Source organism: Pseudomonas sp. KnCO4 (assembly GCF_045344305.1).
Lineage (GTDB): Bacteria > Pseudomonadota > Gammaproteobacteria > Pseudomonadales > Pseudomonadaceae > Aquipseudomonas > Aquipseudomonas anuradhapurensis.
The window spans coordinates 319,053-340,614 of the sequence record NZ_CP174199.1 but is presented as its reverse complement, the minus strand read 5'-3'; the positions used below and the strand labels follow the sequence as shown (position 1 = coordinate 340,614).

Genomic DNA, 21,562 nt, shown 5'->3' with positions numbered 1-21,562 from the left:
CAAATCATTGGAGGCAGCGTGATACGAGGCCTGCGGCCATGCGCCAACACTTTATCCACATGTTGGCGAACAGATTTGGTGGGCAAAGTACGCGGCCGATGCCTTGCCCCAAATGTAGGAGCGGCCTTGCGTCGCGATGGGCTGCGCAGCAGCCCCGACAGTCCTGAGTCTGGCTCAAGATCTGGGGGCTGCTGCGCAGCCCATCGCGACGCAAGGCCGCTCCTACATGGGACTGCGGGAGGCTCTAGCGCAGCACGCCTTCTTCCACCAGCAGCTTGAGGATGGCTTCGGCGCCTTCCTGCGGAGTAACGTCTTTCAGCACCTTGCCACCGCCACCACTGGCCTTGGCAGTCGCCGCCTTCATGCGGTCGGCGCCACTCTTGGCCTTGATCACCTTCAGCCGCTTGGGCCGTGGGCGCGCCGGCTGCAGCTCGGCCTCGGCCAGCAGCTGGTCTTCGACGATGGCCACGTTGCGCGCCGCCAGGACACCACGGCGCGCCGGCCCGAAGGCACTTTGGCGCGGCTTGGGCGCGGCGTTATCCACAGTCGCCAGCAGCGGCAGGCGCACCTTCAGCCGGCGCCGCTGGCCACGTGGCAGGGCCTGCAATACCTGGGCGGTGCCGTTGTCGATCGATTCCACTTCGGCCAGGCCGACGATCAATGGCCAGCCGAGTTTCTCTGCCAGCAGGAACGGCAGCATGCCCGACCCTTCGCCGGTCTCTGCCTGGCTGCCGGTCAGCACCAGCTGTGCCCCGGCGTCACGCAGGTAGTCGCCCAGCACGCCCAGCACATCGGCACCGGCCGGTTGCTCCAGCACATCCAGATGGTCCAGGCCCATGCCCAGGTAGGCGCGCAGCGCCTCTTCGCGTGGGTCACCGGCATGCACCACCTGCAAGTTATCCCCAGCCAGCTGCAAGCCCAGTTCCACCGCGCGGGCATCCTGCTCGGCGCGGCGCGCGCGGCCGGAGCTGGGGTGGGCACCGATGGAAACCAGGCTGATCACTTTCGTACTCATGCTCGTGCCCTTATGCCGCGTCGCGCTGGCCGCCGCTGCGGTAGTTATCCACAGCCTCGATCAGTGCCTTGAGAATTGCCGAGCTGTCACCAATCACCGACAGGTCGGCCCGTTTGATCATGTCGCAGCCTGGGTCCATGTTGATGGCCACCACCTTGTCGCAGGCGCCAATGCCCTGCAGGTGCTGGATCGCACCCGAGATACCCACCGCCACGTAGACCCGTGCGGTAACCCAGGTACCGGTAGCGCCCACCTGGCGGTTGCGCGGCATGAAGCCGTCGTCCACCGCTACCCGCGAGGCACCTTCGGTGGCGCCCAGCGCTGCGGTAGCCTGGTGGTACAGGTCCCAGTCCTTGACGCCGTTGCCACCGGAAACGATGAACTCGGCCTCGGCCATGGCAATGGTGGCCGGGTCGACGGCCACCGAGCCGAGGTCCTCGATACGCGACAGGCTGCGCGGAACGCTTGTGGACAACTCTACCGGCAGCGCTTCATGGCGGGTTTCGCTGACCGGCTCGGCGCATTCGGCTGCCGCCAGGATCAGGCGCGGCACGGCGCGTTGCAGGTCTTGCTGGCCGGCACCGGCACGGCCAATGCACTGGCCGTCCTTGACCTGCCATACCCGCGTCGCCGGGCGCTCGCCCAGCGCCGCGCCCAGGCGTCGGCCGAGTTCGCCGCCACCGGTGCGGCTGTCGGGCAGTAGCCAGTGGCGCGGCGCGAACTGGTTATCCACAGCGCGCAGGCCCTGCACCAGTTGCTCCGGTGCATAACCTTCGAAGGCCTCGCCCTCGATGACCAGCAGGCGGTCGACGCCCGCTGTGGAAAAGTTGCTTTCCTTGTGCTCACCGAATACCACCGCCAATACCGCGCCGTCGCTGCCGGCCAGGCTGTGGGCCAGGCCGAGCAGGTCGCGGTCGTGGCTGCTCAGGCGGCCACCGACCATGTCCGGCACTACGGCAATGTAGAACGCCGGCGCCGTTACCTGGTGCAGCGGCAGCTGCACCTCGGCCGCCGCCGTGCGCCGCCCGCCCACACCGGTGCCCTGCTGGGCGCCGCTGCGGTCGATGCGCTTGAGGCCGGCTGGGCCGATGAAGCCTGCGGCAATCGCATGAGGGTTCTTGCGGATCAGGCCGTTCGGCCCCATCCAGCGGGTTTGCTGGGTCTGCATCGCTGCGTGCAGCGGGTGCAGACGGTTACGGGCGATCCACTCGGCGCGCGGGTCGCGGCGGATAATGTCGCTCATCAGTGCACCTCCGCAGGTTCACGTTTGGCCGTTTGCGCCTTGGCGGCAGCAGGCGCGTCCTCTTCGATCAGCACGTCGGCGACCAGCTCGGCCAGGTCCTTGATCTGTGGGCGCGGTTCGACCACGCCTTCGAGCATCGCGGTGCACTGTGGGCAACCCACGGCCACCAGCTCGGCCTCGGTCTGGCGGATATCGTCCATGCGCATGTCGGGGATCCGCTGCTTGCCGGGGATGTCGGTAATCGGCGCACCGCCGCCACCGCCACAGCAGCGCGAGCGGAAGCCGGAGCGTTCCATTTCGCGCACCTCGATGCCCAACGCCTTGAGCACTGCCCGCGGGGCTTCGTACTCGCCGTTGTAGCGGCCCAGGTAGCACGGGTCGTGGTAGGTGACGCTGCCACCTTTGTGCTGGCCAAGGTTGAGCTTGTTGGCCGCGATCAGTTCGGCGATGTAGGTGCTGTGGTGCTGCACCTGGTACTCGCCGCCCAGGGCGCCGTACTCGTTCTTCAGCACATGGAAGCTGTGTGGGTCACAGGTGACGATGCGCTGGAACTTGTACTTGGCCAAGGTCTGGATATTGCGCTTGGCCAGCTGCTGGAAGGTCGCTTCGTCGCCCAGGCGGCGCGCCACGTCGCCGCTGTCGCGCTCTTCCAGGCCGAGCACGGCAAAGTCCACGCCAGAGGCCTTGAGCACCTTGACGAACGAACGCAGGGTCCGCTGGTTGCGCATGTCGAAGGCACCATCACCGACCCAGAACAGCACCTCGGTGGTTTTCACCTCCGACAGCAGTTGCAGGTTGAGGTCGGCGGCCCAGTTCATGCGCCCACCGGGGGCGAAACCGCCCGGGTTGTCGGTGGCGATCAGGTTGTCCAGTACCTCGGCGCCCTTGTTCGGGGTCGCGCCTTTTTCCAGGGTCAGGTGACGACGCATGTCGACGATGGCATCGACGTGCTCGATCATCATCGGGCATTCCTCGACGCAGGCACGGCAGGTGGTGCACGACCACAGCGTTTCGGCATCGACCAGGCCATTGACGATCGGCTGGTGCGGGTGGCCGCCATGCTCGCCGATCGGCTTGCCAGGGTACGGGCTGCCGGCGAACTGGGCGTCGGTACCACCGGCCAAGCCGATGACCATGTCCTGGATGAGTTTTTTCGGGTTCAGCGGCTGGCCGGCGGCAAACGCCGGGCACATGGCTTCACATTTGCCGCACTGCACGCAGGCATCGAAGCCCAGCAGCTGGTTCCAGGTGAAGTCCACCGGTTTTTCCACGCCCAGCGGCGCGTTCGGGTCTTCCAGGTCCAGCGGCTTGAGGCCGGTGGAGCGGCCGCCGCCAAAGCGCTCGGCACGGCGGTGCCAGGCCAGGTGCAGGGCACCGGCGAAGGCATGCTTCATCGGCCCGCCCCAGGTCATGCCGAAGAACAGCTCGGACACGCCCCACAGCACGCCCAGGCCGAGAATGGCGACCATCACCCAGCCGCCGGTATTGGCAGGCAGGATGCCGGCGACCGGCAGGGTGGCGATGAAGAAGCTCGCGGCGAACGCCAGCAGGCTCTTCGGCAGGCGCATCCACGGCCCCTTGGACAGCCGCGCTGGCGGGTTGAGGCGGCGCTTGAAAACGAAGATGGCGCCGCTGAACATGATCACCGTGGCCACCAGCAGTGCGTAGCCGAGGATCTTGCTCTGCAGGCCGAAACCGTGCACCAGGATTGCCAATGCGGCAGACAGCACGAAGCCGCCTGCGGTGGCCACGTGGGTCTTGGACATGTACTTGTCGCGCTCGACCACGTGGTGCAGGTCCACCAGGTAACGGCGCGGCATGGCCAGCAGGCCGCCGATCAGGTTGACCTTGGATGGCCGGCCGCGCCGCCACATGCGCACCCGGCGCAGGGCGCCGAGCACTGCCAGGCCAAGGGCAGCGAACAGCAGGATGGGTAGAAGGGTGTTCAACATGGGAGGCTCCCACAACAGCTGGATTCTTGCGCCACTCTCAAGGGCGGCGCGGACCCTGTGGGAGCGGGTTCACCCGCGAATGCGTCCGATCAGGCAACGAGGTTGTCAGTGCTGACGCATTCGCGGGTAAACCCGCTCCCACAGGGGGCCAATCCCGCCCTCGGGGGCGGTGTTCATGCCGGTGCGATCAGAAGTCCTTGCACAGGCGCAAGGCGTCGTAGATCGCCGCATGCACGTTGCGCTGGGCCACGCAGTCGCCGATGCGGTACAGCAGGTAGCCTTCGCCCGGCTGGCTGAGGATCGGCTGTGGCTTGATGGCGAACAGCGCCTCCACGTCGATCTGGCCCTTGTTGCGCGAACCTTCCTTCAGCGCGTAGTACAGCTGCTCGTCAGGACGCACGCCGTTCTCCACCACTACCTGGTCGACCACGCGCTCTTCCTTGGCGCCGGTGTATTCGTTCTCCAGCACCGCCACCAGCTTGTCACCCTCGCGGTAGACCTTTTCCAGCATCATGTCGCCGGTCATGATCACTTCTTTCGGGTAGATGCTGCGGTAGTAGGTCGGGAAGCTGGTACCGCCCATGGCCACGCCCGGCTTGATGTCGTCGGTGACGATTTCCACCTGGCTGCCCTTGTCGGCGATGAAGTCCGCCACCGACATACCGGTGAATTCACAGATGGTGTCGTACACCAGCACGTTCTTGCCCGGTGCCACCTTGCCATCGAGCACATCCCAGCTGCTGACCACCAACCCTTCGGCGGCGCCCCAGTGCTCGTTCTGCTCGAGGAACGAATGCCCACCCACGGCCAGCACGATGATGTCCGGGCGCAGGTCCTGGATGGTCGCCACGTCGGCAGCGGTGCCCAGGCGCAGGTCGACCTTCAGGCGCGCCAGCTCCAGCTGGTACCAGCGGGTGATACCGGCAATCTGGTCGCGTTGCGGCGCCTTGGCGGCGATGGTGATCTGCCCGCCGATCTGGTCCTTCTTCTCGAACAGGGTCACGTCGTGGCCACGTTCGGCAGCCACGCGGGCCGCTTCCATGCCGGCAGGGCCGGCGCCCACTACCACCACCTTGCGCTTGGCGCCGGTGGTCTTCTCGATGATGTGCGGCACGCCCATGTATTCACGGGAGGTCGCGGCGTTCTGGATGCACAGCACGTCCAGGCCCTGGTACTGGCGGTCGATGCAGTAGTTGGCACCGACGCACTGCTTGATCTGGTCGATCTGGCCCATCTTGATCTTGGCGATCAGGTGCGGGTCGGCGATGTGCGCACGGGTCATGCCGACCATGTCCACGTAGCCGCCTTCGAGGATACGCGTGGCCTGGTTCGGGTCCTTGATGTTCTGCGCGTGCAGTACCGGGACCTTGACCACTTCCTTGATGCCGGCCGCCAGGTGCAGGAACGGCTCCGGCGGGTAGCTCATGTTGGGGATGACGTTGGCCAGGGTGTTGTGGGTGTCGCAACCCGAGCCGACCACGCCGATGAAGTCGATCATGCCAGTGGCGTCGTAGTACGCGGCGATCTGCTTCATGTCCTCATGGCTGAGGCCGTCCGGATGGAACTCGTCACCGCAAATGCGCATGCCCACGCAGAAGTCGTCACCGACCTCGGCGCGTACGGCCTTGAGCACTTCCAGGCCGAACTTCATGCGGCCTTCGAAAGTGCCGCCCCATTCGTCGGTACGCTTGTTGACCCGCGGGCTCCAGAACTGGTCGATCATGTGCTGGTGCACGGCCGACAGCTCGACGCCGTCCAGGCCGCCCTCTTTGGCGCGGCGTGCCGCTTGCGCGTAGTTGCCGATCACGCGCCAGATCTCTTCCACCTCGATGGTCTTGCAGGTGGCGCGGTGCACGGGTTCACGGATACCCGACGGCGACATCAGGGTCGGCCAGTTGAAGCCGTCCCAGCGCGAGCGACGGCCCATGTGGGTAATCTGGATCATGATCTTGGCGCCATGCTTGTGCATGGCATCGGCCAGGTTCTGGAAGTGCGGGATGATGCGGTCGGTCGACAGGTTGACCGACGACCACCACTCCTGCGGGCTGTCGATGGCGACGACAGACGAGCCGCCGCAGATCGCCAGGCCGATACCGCCCTTGGCCTTTTCTTCGTAGTACTTCACATAGCGGTCGGTCGTCATGCCGCCGTCAGTGGCGTAGACCTCGGCGTGCGCGGTGCTGAGCACGCGGTTACGGATGGTCAGTTTGCCGATCTGAATCGGCTGGAACATTGCTTCGAATGCCATGACGCTATCTCCGGCTTACAACGGCTTGACGACGAACAGGCCATCTTCGTGGCCTTCTTCCGAACCGCCGTAGACCTGTTCGGCCACGGTGCGGATCGAGCTGCCGCGGGCAGCGAGAATCTGGTCCATGGCGCCGGCGAACCAGCCGGTGAACATGTAGTCGACCTTGCGGCCACACTTGCCATAGACGTACACGAACGCCGAGTGCTTGAGCTTGACGCTGCAGGTACCCTTGTCCAGGTCGATGTCCTGGATCTCGAACAGGCCCCAGCCGCGCTGGCTCAGGCGCTTCATGTAGTGCTCGAACACCGCCACGCCTTCCAGGCCATGGCATTCGGCTTCTTTTTCACACCAGTGCCAGGCGGACTTGTAGCCGGCCTTGTAGAGGATCTCGGCGTACTTGTCGGCACCGAGGACTTCTTCGATACCCATGTGGTTGTTGACGAAGAAATGGCGCGGCACATACAGCATCGGCAAGGCGTCACTGGTCCAGACACCGGTCTCGCTGTCGACTTCGATTGGCAATTGCGGGGCGATCTTGGCCATGGAAACTCAACTCCATAAAAATTTTGTTTGGGGTGCCCCGGCGTTGCTGGCAAGGGCTTACAGGCTTGGAGAGCGGCTTATTCGCCCCACACGTCCTTGAGGACGTTGACCCAGTTCTCGCCCATGATCTTGCGCACCACGCGCTCGGAGTGGCCGCGCTTGAGCAAGGTTTCGGTGAGGTTGGGGAATTCGCCCACGGTACGGATACCCAGCGGGTTGATGATCTTGCCGAAGTTGGTCAGGCGACGGGCATAACCCTTGTCGTGGGTCAGGTACTCGAAGAAGTCCTGGCCGTGGCCCTGGGTGAAGTCGGTACCGATACCGATAGCGTCTTCACCGACGATGTTCATGGTGTACTCGATGGCTTCGGCGTAGTCGTCGATGGTCGAGTCGATGCCCTTGGCCAGGAACGGCGCGAACATGGTCACGCCAACGAAACCACCGTGGTCGGCGATGAACTTCAGCTCTGCATCGGACTTGTTGCGCGGGTGTTCTTTCAGGCCCGACGGCAGGCAGTGCGAGTAGCACACCGGCTTTTTCGATTCGAGGATGACTTCTTCGGAAGTCTTGGAGCCAACGTGGGACAGGTCGCACATGATGCCGACGCGGTTCATTTCGGCGACGATCTCGCGGCCGAAGCCCGACAGGCCACCGTCACGCTCGTAGCAACCGGTGCCCACCAGGTTCTGGGTGTTGTAGCACATCTGCACGATGCCCACGCCCAGCTGCTTGAACACGTCGACGTAGGCGATCTGGTCTTCGAACGCGTGGGCGTTCTGGAAGCCGAAGAGGATGCCGGTCTTGCCCAACTCCTTGGCCTTGCGGATGTCGGCGGTGGTGCGCACCGGCATGACCAGGTCGCTGTTGTCGCGGATCAGCTTCTGGCTGGCAGCGATGTTGTCGACGGTTGCCTTGAAGCCTTCCCAGACCGAAACCGTGCAGTTGGCCGCAGTCAGCCCGCCTTTGCGCATGTCTTCGAACAGCTCGCGGTTCCATTTGGCAATGATCAGGCCGTCGATGACGATGCTGTCGGCGTGAAGTTCGGCTGGGCTCATCAGGCTGTCCCCTTTTATTGAATAGGTTGGCGCCAAACCTTGTGCCGGCGCTTTGGGGCCAGCATATGCCTGTGCCCAACGGCGCCCCGATGCAAAAACGACAGGGGGTTTGCCGAAAGCGTCAATGCGCGACAACGCGCCTGTTCCAGCGCCTTGGCTACGCCGTTTGGGGATGAGAGACAGTCTCGATAACGACGTTTTCCTGCGCTTTATGAACATTTGTTCAGGCAGCTACCGCAGCGCCGTCGTCTGAGCGAGAATCCCAGCGATTCGTCAGCCTGTTGAGGAGAATAAGGATGAAATCAATGGCATGGCTGGTACTGCTGGCCGTCGTGTCGGGCGCCCAGGCCGGCGAGGAAGAAACTACCCCCTGCGACAACGTCGAGACCGACCAGCAGACCTACGCCTGCGCTGCATTCAACAAGCAGACTGCCGAGCGCGAGCTGAAAGCGGCGTACGACGACCTGATCCAGCGCATCCGTGACCAGTATGCCGACGAAGGCGACCAGGCGAACGCACTGGTCACGCGCATGGACGCTGCCGAAAAGCTGTGGACGCAGCTGCGTGACGCCGACTGCAAGGTTGAGACCTTTGCCGAGAAGCCTGGCAGCAAGGCATTCCAGGCAGCCTGGGATACCTGTGTGGCGCAGCGCAGCGATGACCGCTCGGAGTACCTGCAGTCCATCGGCCAGCAGTAAGCCTGTACCGGCCTCCTCGCGGGCACGCCCGCTCCCACAGGTACTGCGCAACGCTCACGGGCGGCGGGGTTCCTGTGGGAGCGGGCGTGCCCGCGAAGAGGCCGGTACAGGCGCAAATCAAACCGCCCGGGCCAGACGGTCCTCCCGCGGGCAGCGCTGGTACCGCGCCCGATAGCAGCGGGTAAAGTACGAAGCCGATTCGAACCCGCACGCTACCCCTACCTCCAGCACGCTCATGTCGGTCTGGCGCAACAGCTGCCGGGCCTTGTCCAGCCGCAGTCGCAAATAGAAACCGCTGGGCGTGTCGCCCAGATGCAGGCGAAACAGCCGCTCCAGCTGCCGCCGGGTCACCTGCACCGCATCGGCCAGCACCTGGGTATTGAGCGGCTGCTCGGTGTTGCGCTCCATTTCGCCAATCACCTTCACCAGCTTCTTGTTGCTGATGCCGTAGCGGCTGGCGATCTGCATGCGCTGGTGGTCCTGGCGCTGGCGGATACGCCCGAGCACGAACTGCTCCGAGACCTGCACCGCCAGTTCGCTGCCGTGGGCCTGTGCAATCAGGTCGAGCATCAGGTCGATCGACGCGGTACCGCCGGCGCAGGTGATACGCCGCCGGTCGATCTCGAACAGTTCCTGGGTCGCCTGCAGGTTCGGGTAGTTCTCCTTGAACGCTTCGAGCGCCTCCCAGTGCACGGTGGCGCGGTGGCCATCCAGCAGGCCGGCCTCGGCCAGCACCACCGCACCGGTGTCGATGCCGCCCAGTATCACCCCGTCGCGGTCGAGGCGGCGCAGCGCGTGTTGCAAGGCCGGCCCGTAGCAGGCCAGGGGGTCGAAACCGGCCACGATCAACAGGACGCCGCCAGGCCCGGCCGCCGTCAGCGCCGCATCGGCGTTCACCGACATGCCATTGCTGGCCTGCACCGCGCCGCCATCCAGGCTCAGCACCTGCCAGCTGTACGACGGGCCCTGGAAACGGTTTGCCACCCGCAGTGGCTCCAGGGCACTGATGAAGCCCATCGCCGAGAAACCGGGCAACAGCAGGAAATGGATGATTTGCGGCATTGCATGCTCCACGGCAAAGTTGGTCGCCTCCGTGCAATTGTTGGTCGCCAGGGTGCGATTTTCCACCCTGGCAGCAGCGTAGCGTGTTCACACGGCCCAGAGAGGCCGGCCCCTATAAAAAACGCCCTGCCGATGGAGAGCCACCATGCAACGCTTGATCCGCCGCAGCCTGTTGTCCGTAGCCCTGAGCACTATCGTCGCTTCCCCGCTTTATGCCGCCGAACCCGCGGCCTGCAAGAACGTCCGCCTGGGCGTGGTCAACTGGACCGACGTCATCGCCACCAGTGCCATGGCCCAGGTGCTGCTCGACGGCCTGGGCTACCAGACCAAGCAGACCAGTGCGTCGCAGCAGATCATCTTCGCCGGCATCCGCGACAAACGCCTGGACATGTTCCTCGGGTACTGGAACCCGATCATGACCCAGACCATCACCCCGTTCGTCGACGCCAAGCAGGTCAAGGTGCTCGACAAGCCCAGCCTGGAAGATGCCCGCGCCACCCTGGCGGTGCCGAAGTACCTGGCCGACAAGGGCCTGAAGACTTTCGCCGATATCCACAAGTTCGAAAAGGAGCTGGGCGGGAAAATCTACGGCATCGAGCCAGGCTCCGGCGCCAACACCCAGATCAAGGCGATGATCGCCAAGAACCAGTTCGGCCTGGGCAAGTTCCAGCTGGTCGAGTCCAGCGAGGCCGGCATGCTCGCCGCCGTCGACCGCGCGGTACGGCGCAAGGAGGCCGTGGTGTTCTTCGGTTGGGCGCCGCACCCGATGAACGTGAATATCGACATGGTCTACCTGGGCGACAGCCAGGACGCCCTGGGCCCTGACGAAGGCCGCGCGACGGTCTGGACCGTGACCGCGCCGGACTACGCCGAACGCTGCCCCAACGCCCACCGCCTGCTGGCCAACCTGAACTTCAGCGCCGAAGACGAGAGCCGCATGATGCAGCCGCTGCTCGACCACAAGGACCCGTTGGAATCGGCTCGCCAATGGCTCAAGGACCATCCCCAGGACAAGGCCCGCTGGCTTGAGGGGGTGACCACCTTCGACGGCCAGCCGGCGGCGGACAACCTCAAGCTCACCGCCAACTGATCCGGCCCCTTCGCGGGCATGCCCGCTCCCACAGGTACAGCGACACACTCAGGGTCACGTAGATCCTGTGGGAGCGGGCGCGCCCGCGAAAAGCCCAACACAGCTATCACAAGGAACCCACCATGAACCACGACGTCATCATCACCTGCGCCCTCACCGGCGCCGGCGACACCGCCTCGAAAAGCCACCTGGTCCCGGTCACCCCCAAGCAGATCGCCGCAGCCGCCGTGGAAGCCGCCAAAGCCGGCGCCACCGTGGTCCACTGCCACGTTCGCGACCCACAAACCGGCCGCTTCAGCCGCGACGTGGCGCTGTACCGCGAAGTCATGGAGCGCATCCGCGAAGCCGACGTGGACATCATCGTCAACCTCACCGCCGGCATGGGCGGCGACCTGGAAATCGGCCCGGGCGAAACGCCGCTGGAATTCGGCCCGGGTACCGACCTGATCGGCCCGTTGGAACGCCTGGCCCATGTCGAAGCGCTGCTGCCGGAGATCTGCACCCTGGACTGCGGCACCCTCAACTTTGGCGACGGCAATTCGATCTACGTTTCCACCCCGGCGCAACTGCGGGCCGGCGCCCGGCGCATCACCGAACTGGGGGTCAAGGCCGAGCTGGAAATCTTCGACACTGGCCACCTGTGGTTCGCCAAGCAGATGATCAAGGAAGGCCTGCTCGACGACCCGCTGTTCCAGCTGTGCCTGGGCATTCCTTGGGGGGCACCAGCCGATACCACCACCATGAAGGCGATGGTCGACAACCTGCCGGCCAATGTCACCTGGGCCGGCTTCGGCATCGGCCGCATGCAGATGCCGATGGCCGCCCAGGCGGTGCTGCTGGGTGGCAACGTGCGGGTGGGCCTGGAAGACAACCTGTACCTGGACCGTGGCGTGCTGGCCAGCAACGGCCAGCTGGTCGAGCGCGCGGTAGAAATCATTTCGCGCCTTGGTGCCCGTGTGCTTACCCCGGCCGAAGGCCGGGAAAAGATGAACCTCAAACGCCGCTGAGTCATTCAGGAGAACACCATGACCTTCATCACCCAGATCAACACCTTCGCTGCCCTGGGTAGCGGCGTGATCGGCAGCGGCTGGGTCGCCCGCGCCCTGGCCCACGGCCTGGACGTGGTCGCCTGGGACCCGGCGCCCGGCGCCGAACAGGCGCTGCGCAAGCGTGTTGCCAATGCCTGGCCGGCCCTGCAGAAGCAAGGCCTGGCGCCGGGTGCTTCCCCGGACCGGCTGAAGTTCGTCGCCACCATCGAGGAATGTGTACGTGATGCCGACTTCATCCAGGAAAGCGCGCCGGAGCGGCTGGACCTGAAGCTCGACCTGCATGCGAAAATCAGCGCCGCGGCCAAACCCGACGCGATTATCGGCAGCAGCACTTCGGGCCTGCTGCCCAGCGAGTTCTACGAATCGGCCACCCACCCCGAGCGTTGCGTGGTCGGCCATCCGTTCAACCCGGTGTACCTGCTGCCACTGGTAGAGATCGTCGGCGGCAAGCGCACCGCCCCCGAGGCCATCGAAGCGGCCAAGGCCATTTACACCGCGCTGGGCATGCGCCCGCTGCATGTGCGCAAGGAAGTCCCCGGTTTCATCGCCGACCGCCTGCTGGAAGCGCTGTGGCGCGAAGCCCTGCACCTGGTCAACGACGGCGTGGCCAGCACTGGCGAAATCGACGATGCGATCCGCTTCGGCGCCGGGCTGCGCTGGTCGTTCATGGGCACGTTCCTGACCTACACCCTGGCCGGAGGCGACGCCGGCATGCGCCACTTCATGGCCCAGTTCGGCCCGGCGCTGAAGCTGCCGTGGACCTACCTGCCAGCACCGGAGCTGACCGACAAACTGATCGACGACGTGGTCGAAGGCACGTCGGAACAGCTGGGCGAACGTAGCATCGCCGCGCTGGAGCGCTATCGTGATGACACCCTGCTGGCTGTGCTGGACGCCGTGAAAACCAGCAAGGCCAAGCACGGCATGGCCTTCGGCGATTGAGGACCCTGTAATGCCCGCACTGATCACCTACCGCACCCCGGTCCAGGCGGACTGGGTCGACTACAACGGGCATCTGCGCGATGCCTTCTACCTGCTGATCTTCAGCTATGCCACCGATGCGCTGATGGAGCGCATAGGCCTGGATGCCGACAGCCGGGGGCAAAGCGGCAATTCGCTGTTCACCCTGGAAGCGCACATCAACTACCTGCACGAAGTGAAGCTGGGCAGCGAGGTGTGGGTGCAGACCCAGATCATCGGCTTCGATCGCAAGCGCTTGCACGTCTACCACAGCCTGCACCGGGCAGGGTTCGACGAGGCGCTGGCGGCCAGCGAGCAGATGCTGCTGCATGTGGACCTGGCCGGGCCGAAGTCGGCGCCGTTCAGTGAGCGCAGTGTCGGGTTGCTGAAGGGGTTGCTGGATGAACAGCAGAATGTGCCCCCGGCTGAGTTCCTCGGCCGGGTGATAGCCCTGCCTACGCCAAACTGAGCAGCAACCTATGACCTGTGGGAGCGGGCGTGCCCGCGAATGCGAGGGTGGATTCACCGCTGCATTCGCGGGCACGCCCGCTCCCACAGGTCATGTATTCAGGCAAAAAAATAGCCCCGGGAAGCCGTGAGCAACCGGGGCCAAGAGCGAGCAGCATCCACGTTGCACGAACGAGGGTGACCAAACCCTCCGTTGCGGTAGATGGCTTGAGTGTGCGCAGTTCCCGGCAGCTCGATTTAGCCGGAAACGACCTGTTCTTAGCCAAAGCAGCCATGCCGCCATTCTGTGGTTGCGGGTATGTCGCCAGCGTCACAGAATCGGTCGTAAATCACAGCAGCACTCTCTTAGCGATAAAAGGGACAACAGCCATGATGCATGCGGATTTGATTGACCAGGACGACCTTGCAGGCCACCTGCGCGCGCGCGGGTTCGACATTCCGGCCGGTGCCAGCGCCGAGCAGGCCTGCGAGGCGGTGGTGCGCGGGCTGACCGAGCCCAATGCGCGGGCGCTGAAGGGCATGGTAGAGCAGATGTATACCGGTAGCGCGACGATCCTGCCGGCGGTGCGCCAGGCCATCGACAAGCAGCTGCTGCCCGCGTTGGCGCAATTCAACCAACGCGCCTGACTGGCTTTCCTGCACTGGCCTCTTCGCAGATAAACCCGCGCCCACAGGTACTGCACTGAACGTGAAAGCAGTGCAGTACCTGTGGGCGCGGGTTTATCCGCGAAGGGGCCAGTGCCGTTTCAGAGCCTCACACTGGCAAAGGTCGATTCGTTGCGCGCCTGGCTCAGGGCCGCCATCGGCCCGCTGTGCGGCGACAGGATCATGGCCTGCGGGATCGGCATCATGGCCACCTGCTGCGCGGTGTTGGAACCCACACGCTCGTCACGCGGCGGAATGCCGAAATACTCGCGGTAGCACTTGGAGAAGTGCGGGGTCGACACGAAGCCACATACCGAGGCCACCTCGATGATCGACATTGGCGTCTGCTTCAGCAGCTGACGGGCGCGGATCAGGCGCAGCTTCAGGTAATAGCGCGACGGCGAACAGTGCAGGTACTTCTGGAACAGCCGCTCGAGCTGGCGACGCGACACCGACACATACACCGCCAGTTCGTCGAGGTCGATCGGCTCTTCGAGGTTGGCCTCCATCAACGCGACGATCTCCTGCAGCTTCGGCTGGTTGGTGCCGAGCATGTGCTTGAGCGGCACGCGCTGGTGGTCCTGCTCGTTGCGAATACGCTCGTAGACGAACATCTCCGAGATCGCCGCCGAGAGCTCGCGCCCATGGTCGCGACTGATCAGGTGCAGCATCATGTCCAGCGGCGCAGTGCCGCCAGAGCTGGTGAAGCGGTTACGGTCCAGGGTGAACAGGCGGGTACTCATGTTCACCCGCGGGTAGGCTTCCTGCATGGCCGCCAGACATTCCCAATGCACGCTGCAATCGAAACCGTCGAGCAGGCCGGCGCAGGCCAGCGCCCAGCTGCCGGTGCACACCGCTCCCAGGCGGCGCGACTGGCGGGCCTGGGCCTGCAGCCAGGTGACATGCTCACGGGTAACGGTGCGCTGGATGCCGACGCCGCCACAGACGATGACGGTGTCCATCGGTGGGGCGCTGTGCATGGCCGCGTCCGGGGTGATCTGCAGGCCGTCGCTGGCCCACACCTGGCCGCCGTCGACGGTCAGGGTGTGCCAGCGGTACAGCTCGCGGCCGGACAGCTGGTTGGCCATGCGCAGCGGCTCGACCGCCGAGGCCAGCGAAATCAGGGTGAAATTGTCCAGAAGGAGAAACCCGATGGACTGAGGGGCTGTGCGGTTCTGGGTTGGGTTCCCGGAGGTGTACGACGTCATCGCGATTTCTCCTCACACAAATGCAGGGTGTGTGCCTCAGGCGGGCACTGATTTTCTTGTTATGGCCCCCTGGTTCATGTGCGGGGGCTTGTTTCCAATCTCAACGCAAAGGCCGTGCCTGAAATTGAACGGCCATCCAAAAAAACCTGAAAACGACGCCTTCATTCGGCAAATCAGGTACTTCGAACGCTTTGACTGGTCTTCGCAAAGCACCGTCCTAGCGCCTTGCATGCAGCAACTGAGCAATTTGGTGACACGCAACGTGCAGGTTGCCCAGAAACGACACTCTTGAGTGTCACCGACAATGCTCGTACTGATAGCGACAGCCGACGATTGGTCAGCCCAGGTCAAGCACTGAAACAGGGCACGGCGCACTTGAAACGTTCAAGGGCCTCATCGCGGATGAATCCGCTCCTACAAGGAATGCATGACCCTGAGGTTGGATTTTTTCTCCAACATCAGGGCGTATTCAACCTGTAGGAGCGGATTCATCCGCGACGAGGCCCTTGAGGGCGCTCAAGAACTCAGCATTCAATGGCGCTGACCGCCAGGCCACCGCGCGAGGTCTCTTTATATTTGTCGTGCATGTCGGCCCCGGTGTCCCGCATGGTGCGGATCACCTGGTCGAGGGAAATGAAGTGCTCGCCGTCACCACGCAAAGCCATCTGCACTGCATTGATGGCTTTTACCGCAGCGATTGCGTTGCGCTCGATGCACGGCACCTGGACCAACCCGCCAACCGGGTCGCAGGTCAGGCCGAGGTTGTGTTCCAGGGCGATTTCAGCGGCGTTCTCCACCTGCGGCGGCGTAGCCCCCAGTACTTCGGCCAAACCGGCAGCGGCCATGGCACAGGCCGAACCGACTTCACCCTGGCAGCCAACCTCGGCCCCGGAAATCGACGCGTTCTTCTTGCACAGGATGCCGACTGCCGCAGCGGCGAGGAAGAAGTCGACCACACTGGACTCGTTCACCGCATCGCTGAAGCGCATGTAGTAATGCAGTACCGCCGGAATGATGCCGGCTGCGCCGTTGGTCGGTGCCGTGACCATGCGCCCGCCGGCGGCGTTCTCTTCGTTGACCGCCAGGGCGAACAGGTTGACCCATTCCATGGCGCTCATGGTCGAGCCAATCACGTTGGGCTTGCCGATTTCCTGCAGGTTGCGGTGCAGCTTGGCTGCGCGGCGGCGCACATTAAGGCCGCCAGGCAAGGTGCCTTCGTACTTCAGGCCATTGTTTACGCATTCCTGCATGGCCTCCCACAGCTTGTGCAGGCCAGCGCGAATCTCTTCCTCGCTGCGCCAGACCTTCTCGTTGGCCATCATCAATTGCGACACGCTGAGGTCGTTTTGCTTGCACAGGCGCAGCAGTTCGGCGGCGCTGTTGAAGTCGTACGGCAGCTCCGTCTGGTCGGCGTCCAGCACGCCGCTGGCGGCCTGGGCGGCATCGACCACGAAGCCGCCACCCACCGAGTAATAGGTGTCGCGGTGCAGCTCGCCCTGCTCGCCTTCGGCAATCAAGGTCATGGCATTGGGGTGGTACGGCAGGTTCTCGTCCAGCAACAGCATGTCGCGGGCCCAGACGAATTCGATCGGCAGGCGGCTATCCAACAGCAGCGTGCGGGTTTCCCGCAGGTCGGCGATACGCGGCGCGATCTGGGTCGGGTCAATGGCGTCAGGCCATTCGCCCATCAGGCCCATGATGGTGGCGTTGTCGGTGCCGTGGCCGACGCCGGTGGCCGACAGCGAGCCATACAGGCGCACTTCGATCCGCTTCACACGCTCCAGCTCGCCGCGGTCACGCAGGCCCTGGACGAACAGGGCGCCGGCACGCATGGGGCCGACGGTGTGGGAGCTGGAAGGCCCGACACCGATCTTGAACAGGTCGAACACGCTGATGGCCATTGTCGAATCACCTCTTGATGGGCTTGTCTCTGCGCGCCATGCGCAGGGCGCGGCAGCTGCTAGGCTGAAGCAGCGGGCCGCCTTGAATGCACGCATCATCGGGCTTTTGGCGTCCCCCTCGCCGTCTGCAACCGACGTACTTTTGTCCAGCAGCGCCGCGCTGTTTTTGCATGGGGAGCCAACCTTGCCATGCCGTTTCAGGGCGCCCTGGTGACGCAAAAATGCGCCCAGGGGGATGGAAAAATCCATAAGCGACATCGCCTGTACTGGATACGACCCGTTCCGTACTGGTTACGACCCTACCAGTAGGCGATTGCCCGGCGCTGGAGGATTATCGAAAGCGACTCGTAAAGCACGGCCACGCATCCTGCCCTCTGCAGGCCTGGTCGACCGGACCCTGAGAAAGCCCGGCGACCCACGCGAACCCGAAGACAAATCCACAGGAGTCCATCCATGAAAGGTTCACCATCGCTGTTGCTGGCTGCGTTGTTGTCCGCACCCTTGCTGGCCCAGGCCGCCGAGCCCGAGCAGTGCCAGACAGTACGCTTCTCGGACGTCGGCTGGACCGATATCACGGTCACCACCGCGACCACCAGCGTTGTGCTCGAGGCCTTGGGCTACAAGGCTCACACCACCATGATCTCGGTACCGGTGACCTACAAGTCGCTGGCCACCGGCAAGGACCTGGATGTGTTTCTCGGCAACTGGATGCCGACCATGGAGAACGACATCAAGCAATATCGCGACGCCGGCACTGTAGAAACCGTGCGCGCCAACCTGGAAAACGCCAAGTACACCCTGGCTGTGCCCCAGGCCCTGTATGACAAGGGGCTGAAGGATTTCAGCGACATTCCCAAGTTCAAGAAGGAACTGGACAGCAAGATCTACGGCATCGAGCCCGGCAACGATGGCAACCGCACCATCCAGAGCATGATCGACAAGAACGCCTTCGGCCTGAAGGACGCTGGTTTCAAGATCGTGCAGTCCAGCGAGGCCGGCATGCTGTCGCAGGTCGACCGCGCACAGAAGCGCGGCGAGGCCATCGTGTTCCTCGGCTGGGAACCGCACCCGATGAACACCCGCTTCAAGATGCAGTACCTGACCGGCGGGGACGAGTTCTTCGGCCCCGAATTCGGCAAGGCGACCGTGTTGACCAACACCCGCAAGGGCTATGTGCAGGAATGCAGCAACGTTGGCCAGCTGTTGAAGAACCTGTCGTTCGAGCTCAAGGATGAAAGCACCATGATGGGCTATGTCCTGGACGACAAGATGAAACCCGAGGCGGCCGCCAGGAAGTGGCTCAAGGAGAACCCTGGCAAGCTGGAAGCCTGGCTGGCCGGCGTGACTACCGTGGACGGCAAGCCCGGCCTCGAGGCGGCCAAGGCCAAACTGACGCAATAACGCAATATGCAATAGCGCTACCCCGGGGCAGGATCGTGTCTGCCCTGGGTTGAGTTCAATCTATGCAGGTGGAAGCTCGCTATCATGCTTATCGATCAGAAAATACCCCTGGGGCAGTACATCGCGTCGTTCGTCGAATGGCTTACCCAGAACGGCGCGAGTTATTTCGACGCCATCGCGCAAGGCCTGGAATTCATGATCCATGGCGTCACCAGTGCCCTGACCTGGTTCAACCCGTTCGTCCTAATCGCCCTGTTCGCCGCCCTGGCGCACCTGATCCAGCGCAAATGGGCGCTGACTGCATTCGTCGCCCTGTCGTTCCTGCTGATCCTCAACCTGGGTTACTGGCAGGAAACCATGGAAACCCTGGCGCAGGTCACCTTCGCCACAGTAGTGTGCGTGGCCATCGGCGTGCCGCTGGGTATCGTCGCCGCGCACAAGCCGATGTTCTACACCGCCATGCGCCCGGTACTCGACCTGATGCAGACGGTCCCCACCTTCGTCTACCTGATCCCCACCCTGACCCTGTTCGGCCTGGGTGTGGTACCGGGGCTGATCTCGACCGTGGTGTTCGCCATCGCCGCGCCGATCCGCCTCACCTACCTGGGCATCTGCGACGTGCCGCAGGAGCTGATGGACGCCGGCAAGGCGTTCGGCTGCTCGCGCCGCCAGCTGCTCACCCGTATCGAACTGCCGCACGCGATGCCGAGCATCGCCGCCGGCGTAACCCAGTGCATCATGCTGTCGCTGTCGATGGTGGTGATTGCCGCCCTGGTCGGCGCTGACGGCCTGGGCAAACCTGTGGTCAACGCACTGAACACCGCTGATATCTCCCTGGGCTTCGAAGCGGGCCTGGCGATCGTGCTGCTGGCGATCATGCTCGACCGTATCTGCAAGCAACCGGACCTGCCGGTAAGGGGTGAAGCATGAGCATCATTCGATTCGAAGACGTCGACGTCATCTTCTCCAGCAAGCCGCGCGAGGCGCTGGCGCTGCTCGACCAGGGCAAGACCCGCGAGCAGATCCTCAAGGAAACCGGCCTGGTGGTGGGTGTCGAGAAGGCCAACCTGGACATCCAGAAGGGCGAGATCTGCGTACTGATGGGCTTGTCCGGCTCCGGCAAGTCGAGCCTGCTGCGCTGCATCAACGGCCTCAACACCGTCAGCCGCGGCAAGCTGTTCGTAGAGCACGAAGGCAAGCACATCGACATTGCCCACTGCACCCCGGCCGAGCTGAAGATGATGCGCACCAAGCGCATTGCCATGGTGTTCCAGAAGTTTGCCCTGATGCCCTGGCTGACGGTGCGCGAGAACATCAGCTTTGGCCTGGAAATGCAGGGCCGCCCTGAAAAGGAACGGCGCAAGCTGGTTGACGAGAAGCTCGAGCTGGTGGGCCTGACCCAGTGGCGCAACAAGAAGCCGGACGAATTGTCTGGCGGCATGCAACAGCGCGTGGGCCTGGCCCGGGCGCTAGCGATGGATGCCGACATCCTGCTGATGGACGAACCGTTCTCGGCACTCGACCCACTGATTCGCCAGGGCCTGCAAGATGAGTTGCTGGGCCTGCAGGCGAAGCTGAGCAAGACCATCGTGTTCGTCAGCCACGACCTGGACGAGGCACTGAAGCTGGGCAGCCGCATCGCGATCATGAAGGACGGGCGGATCATCCAGTACAGCAAGCCGGAAGAGATCGTGCTGAACCCGGCCGACGAATATGTACGCACCTTCGTCGCCCATACCAACCCGCTGAACGTATTGTGCGGTCGCAGCCTGATGCGCAGCCTGGACCAGTGCAAGCGGGTGAATGGTTCGGTGTGCATTGATCCCGGCATCGACTCGTGGCTCGACCTTGGCGAAGGTGGCTCGATCAAGCGCGCACGCCAAGGACAGAACGGGCTTGACCTGCAGAACTGGGCACCCGGGCAGGATGTGGAGCTGCTGGGCCGCCGCCCAACGTTGGTCAATGCCGATATCGGAATGCGCGAGGCGCTGCAGATTCGTTATCAGACCGGCAACAAGCTGGTGTTGCAGGACAACGACAAGGTGGTTGGGATTCTTGGGGATACCGAGCTTTACCACGCCTTGCTCGGCAAGAACCACGGTTGATGCAATTGGGGCCGCCTTGCGGCCCATCGCGGCTGAAGCCGCTCCTACAGGGACCGCGCAAATTTCCAGGCTTGCGCGGTCCCTGTAGGAGCGGCTTCAGCCGCGATGGGCTGCAAAGCAGCCCCAATCACTGTTTCAGCGCACCACGATCCCGCGCGAAGCCATGTAGGCCTTGGCTTCCGGCACCGTGTACTCACCAAAGTGGAAGATGCTGGCCGCCAGTACCGCACTGGCATGCCCTTCCAGAATGCCGTCAGCCAGGTGCTGCAGGTTACCCACGCCCCCCGAGGCAATGACCGGAATACCCAGCGCATCGCTGATGGCGCGGGTGACGCCCAGGTCGAAGCCGCTCTTCATGCCGTCCTGGTCCATGCTGGTCAGCAGGATCTCGCCAGCCCCCAGGCCTTCCATCTTCTTCGCCCACTCCACCGCGTCCAGCCCGGTCGGCTTGCGCCCGCCGTGGGTGAAGATTTCCCAGCGCGGTGCTTCCCCCGGCGCGGACACCTTCTTGGCATCGATGGCCACGACGATGCACTGCGAACCGAAACGGTCCGCCGCCTCGCCGACGAACTCCGGGTTGAACACCGCGGCGGTGTTGATCGAGACCTTGTCGGCACCGGCATTGAGCAGGTTGCGGATGTCCTGCACGGTACGCACGCCACCGCCCACGGTCAGCGGGATGAATACCTGGCTGGCCATGCGTTCGACGGTATGCAGGGTGGTGTCGCGGCCATCGACGCTGGCGGTGATGTCGAGGAAGGTGATTTCGTCGGCACCTTGCTCGTCGTAGCGACGGGCGATTTCCACCGGGTCGCCGGCATCACGGATGTTCTCGAACTTGACGCCCTTGACCACCCGGCCGTTGTCCACGTCCAGGCAAGGGATGATGCGCTTGGCCAGTGCCATGGTTCAGTCC

General features: G+C 63.9%; 19 protein-coding genes. 9 read left to right on the top strand and 10 right to left on the bottom strand.

Annotated features, from left to right (window positions below):
- Window positions 1-244: 244 nt before the first annotated feature.
- From ACJA3S_RS01525 to ACJA3S_RS01500, 6 genes are all read right to left on the bottom strand, one after another.
- Window positions 245-1,015 carry an electron transfer flavoprotein subunit beta gene (locus ACJA3S_RS01525; protein WP_170027870.1) on the bottom strand — a complete coding sequence of 257 codons (771 nt, stop codon included), beginning with the start codon at window positions 1,013-1,015 and terminating at the stop codon, window positions 245-247.
- Between the two features lie 10 nt (window positions 1,016-1,025).
- On the bottom strand, window positions 1,026-2,258 hold the full coding sequence (locus ACJA3S_RS01520; RefSeq protein WP_406820643.1) for an electron transfer flavoprotein subunit alpha/FixB family protein: 1,233 nt from the start codon (window positions 2,256-2,258) through the stop codon (window positions 1,026-1,028).
- A complete protein-coding gene (gene dgcB / locus ACJA3S_RS01515; RefSeq protein WP_186687525.1) occupies window positions 2,258-4,210 on the bottom strand; it encodes a dimethylglycine demethylation protein DgcB in 1,953 nt (650 codons plus the stop codon). Before dgcB ends, ACJA3S_RS01520 begins: the two co-directional genes overlap by 1 nt.
- A 187-nt stretch (window positions 4,211-4,397) precedes the next feature.
- Entirely contained in the window at window positions 4,398-6,458 is a 2,061-nt protein-coding gene (gene dgcA, locus ACJA3S_RS01510) for a dimethylglycine demethylation protein DgcA (protein ID WP_170027867.1), read from the bottom strand.
- A 15-nt stretch (window positions 6,459-6,473) separates the two neighbouring features.
- On the bottom strand, window positions 6,474-7,004 hold the full coding sequence (locus ACJA3S_RS01505) for a DUF5943 domain-containing protein (protein ID WP_046614486.1): 531 nt from the start codon (window positions 7,002-7,004) through the stop codon (window positions 6,474-6,476).
- A gap of 77 nt (window positions 7,005-7,081) precedes the next feature.
- A complete protein-coding gene (locus ACJA3S_RS01500; RefSeq protein WP_016392223.1) occupies window positions 7,082-8,059 on the bottom strand; it encodes a dipeptidase in 978 nt (325 codons plus the stop codon).
- A gap of 296 nt (window positions 8,060-8,355) precedes the next feature.
- Between ACJA3S_RS01500 and ACJA3S_RS01495 the strand changes: the two genes are divergently transcribed.
- On the top strand, window positions 8,356-8,757 hold the full coding sequence (locus ACJA3S_RS01495; RefSeq protein WP_406820642.1) for a lysozyme inhibitor LprI family protein: 402 nt from the start codon (window positions 8,356-8,358) through the stop codon (window positions 8,755-8,757).
- Between the two features lie 117 nt (window positions 8,758-8,874).
- On the opposite strand, the gene ACJA3S_RS01490 is transcribed toward ACJA3S_RS01495, so the two are convergent.
- Window positions 8,875-9,819, bottom strand: a complete 945-nt coding sequence (locus ACJA3S_RS01490; RefSeq protein WP_186687539.1) for a GlxA family transcriptional regulator — start codon at window positions 9,817-9,819, stop codon at window positions 8,875-8,877.
- A gap of 145 nt (window positions 9,820-9,964) precedes the next feature.
- Here ACJA3S_RS01490 and choX point away from each other — a divergent pair, with 145 nt between their 5' ends.
- The 5 genes from choX (at window position 9,965) to ACJA3S_RS01465 (ending at window position 14,013) form a co-directional block, all read left to right on the top strand.
- On the top strand, window positions 9,965-10,909 hold the full coding sequence (choX, locus tag ACJA3S_RS01485) for a choline ABC transporter substrate-binding protein (protein WP_186674961.1): 945 nt from the start codon (window positions 9,965-9,967) through the stop codon (window positions 10,907-10,909).
- 122 nt (window positions 10,910-11,031) lie between these two features.
- Window positions 11,032-11,916 (top strand): 3-keto-5-aminohexanoate cleavage protein, encoded by an 885-nt coding sequence (locus ACJA3S_RS01480; protein ID WP_406820641.1) that lies wholly within the window; start codon window positions 11,032-11,034, stop codon window positions 11,914-11,916.
- Between the two features lie 18 nt (window positions 11,917-11,934).
- The gene (locus ACJA3S_RS01475; protein ID WP_406820640.1) at window positions 11,935-12,900 is read left to right on the top strand and encodes an L-carnitine dehydrogenase; all 966 of its coding nucleotides are present in this window, start codon (window positions 11,935-11,937) and stop codon (window positions 12,898-12,900) included.
- Between the two features lie 10 nt (window positions 12,901-12,910).
- Window positions 12,911-13,387, top strand: a complete 477-nt coding sequence (locus tag ACJA3S_RS01470; RefSeq protein WP_406820639.1) for a thioesterase family protein — start codon at window positions 12,911-12,913, stop codon at window positions 13,385-13,387.
- 368 nt (window positions 13,388-13,755) lie between these two features.
- Entirely contained in the window at window positions 13,756-14,013 is a 258-nt protein-coding gene (locus tag ACJA3S_RS01465; RefSeq protein WP_170027860.1) for a hypothetical protein, read from the top strand.
- A gap of 119 nt (window positions 14,014-14,132) precedes the next feature.
- Here the strand turns inward: ACJA3S_RS01465 and ACJA3S_RS01460 are convergent, their stop codons facing one another.
- A complete protein-coding gene (locus tag ACJA3S_RS01460) occupies window positions 14,133-15,239 on the bottom strand; it encodes a GlxA family transcriptional regulator (RefSeq protein WP_406820638.1) in 1,107 nt (368 codons plus the stop codon).
- Window positions 15,240-15,763: 524 nt separating this feature from the next.
- Window positions 15,764-17,140, bottom strand: coding sequence for an L-serine ammonia-lyase (locus ACJA3S_RS01455; RefSeq protein ID WP_186687547.1), 1,377 nt, complete (start codon window positions 17,138-17,140; stop codon window positions 15,764-15,766).
- Window positions 17,141-17,593: 453 nt separating this feature from the next.
- On the opposite strand from ACJA3S_RS01455, the gene ACJA3S_RS01450 reads away from it, so the two are divergent.
- The 3 genes from ACJA3S_RS01450 to choV all read left to right on the top strand — a co-directional run bounded on the left by ACJA3S_RS01450 (window position 17,594) and on the right by choV (window position 20,646).
- Window positions 17,594-18,541 (top strand): choline ABC transporter substrate-binding protein, encoded by a 948-nt coding sequence (locus ACJA3S_RS01450; RefSeq protein WP_406820637.1) that lies wholly within the window; start codon window positions 17,594-17,596, stop codon window positions 18,539-18,541.
- Window positions 18,542-18,622: 81 nt separating this feature from the next.
- Window positions 18,623-19,471 carry a choline ABC transporter permease subunit gene (gene choW / locus ACJA3S_RS01445; protein ID WP_170034006.1) on the top strand — a complete coding sequence of 283 codons (849 nt, stop codon included), beginning with the start codon at window positions 18,623-18,625 and terminating at the stop codon, window positions 19,469-19,471.
- Window positions 19,468-20,646: a choline ABC transporter ATP-binding protein gene (choV, locus tag ACJA3S_RS01440; RefSeq protein WP_186687549.1), complete on the top strand. Its 1,179-nt coding sequence runs from the start codon at window positions 19,468-19,470 to the stop codon at window positions 20,644-20,646. The genes choW and choV overlap by 4 nt, the downstream gene beginning before the upstream one ends.
- A gap of 135 nt (window positions 20,647-20,781) precedes the next feature.
- Here choV and hisF read toward each other — a convergent pair whose 3' ends face one another.
- Entirely contained in the window at window positions 20,782-21,552 is a 771-nt protein-coding gene (hisF, locus tag ACJA3S_RS01435; protein WP_170027856.1) for an imidazole glycerol phosphate synthase subunit HisF, read from the bottom strand.
- Between the last annotated feature and the right edge of the window lie 10 nt (window positions 21,553-21,562).

Excerpts from the sequence above, each read along its gene's own strand:
- dgcA (WP_170027867.1), bottom strand. The coding sequence starts at position 6,458 with ATGGCATTCGAAGCAATGTTCCAGCCGATTCAGATCGGCAAACTGACC.
- ACJA3S_RS01450 (WP_406820637.1), top strand. The coding sequence starts at position 17,594 with ATGAAAGGTTCACCATCGCTGTTGCTGGCTGCGTTGTTGTCCGCACCC.
- ACJA3S_RS01480 (WP_406820641.1), top strand. The coding sequence starts at position 11,032 with ATGAACCACGACGTCATCATCACCTGCGCCCTCACCGGCGCCGGCGAC.
- ACJA3S_RS01505 (WP_046614486.1), bottom strand. The coding sequence starts at position 7,004 with ATGGCCAAGATCGCCCCGCAATTGCCAATCGAAGTCGACAGCGAGACC.
- ACJA3S_RS01500 (WP_016392223.1), bottom strand. The coding sequence starts at position 8,059 with ATGAGCCCAGCCGAACTTCACGCCGACAGCATCGTCATCGACGGCCTG.
- choV (WP_186687549.1), top strand. The coding sequence starts at position 19,468 with ATGAGCATCATTCGATTCGAAGACGTCGACGTCATCTTCTCCAGCAAG.
- ACJA3S_RS01465 (WP_170027860.1), top strand. The coding sequence starts at position 13,756 with ATGATGCATGCGGATTTGATTGACCAGGACGACCTTGCAGGCCACCTG.
- hisF (WP_170027856.1), bottom strand. The coding sequence starts at position 21,552 with ATGGCACTGGCCAAGCGCATCATCCCTTGCCTGGACGTGGACAACGGC.
- choX (WP_186674961.1), top strand. The coding sequence starts at position 9,965 with ATGCAACGCTTGATCCGCCGCAGCCTGTTGTCCGTAGCCCTGAGCACT.
- ACJA3S_RS01520 (WP_406820643.1), bottom strand. The coding sequence starts at position 2,258 with ATGAGCGACATTATCCGCCGCGACCCGCGCGCCGAGTGGATCGCCCGT.
- ACJA3S_RS01490 (WP_186687539.1), bottom strand. The coding sequence starts at position 9,819 with ATGCCGCAAATCATCCATTTCCTGCTGTTGCCCGGTTTCTCGGCGATG.
- ACJA3S_RS01460 (WP_406820638.1), bottom strand. The coding sequence starts at position 15,239 with ATGACGTCGTACACCTCCGGGAACCCAACCCAGAACCGCACAGCCCCT.
- ACJA3S_RS01455 (WP_186687547.1), bottom strand. The coding sequence starts at position 17,140 with ATGGCCATCAGCGTGTTCGACCTGTTCAAGATCGGTGTCGGGCCTTCC.
- ACJA3S_RS01470 (WP_406820639.1), top strand. The coding sequence starts at position 12,911 with ATGCCCGCACTGATCACCTACCGCACCCCGGTCCAGGCGGACTGGGTC.
- dgcB (WP_186687525.1), bottom strand. The coding sequence starts at position 4,210 with ATGTTGAACACCCTTCTACCCATCCTGCTGTTCGCTGCCCTTGGCCTG.
- ACJA3S_RS01475 (WP_406820640.1), top strand. The coding sequence starts at position 11,935 with ATGACCTTCATCACCCAGATCAACACCTTCGCTGCCCTGGGTAGCGGC.
- ACJA3S_RS01525 (WP_170027870.1), bottom strand. The coding sequence starts at position 1,015 with ATGAGTACGAAAGTGATCAGCCTGGTTTCCATCGGTGCCCACCCCAGC.
- ACJA3S_RS01495 (WP_406820642.1), top strand. The coding sequence starts at position 8,356 with ATGAAATCAATGGCATGGCTGGTACTGCTGGCCGTCGTGTCGGGCGCC.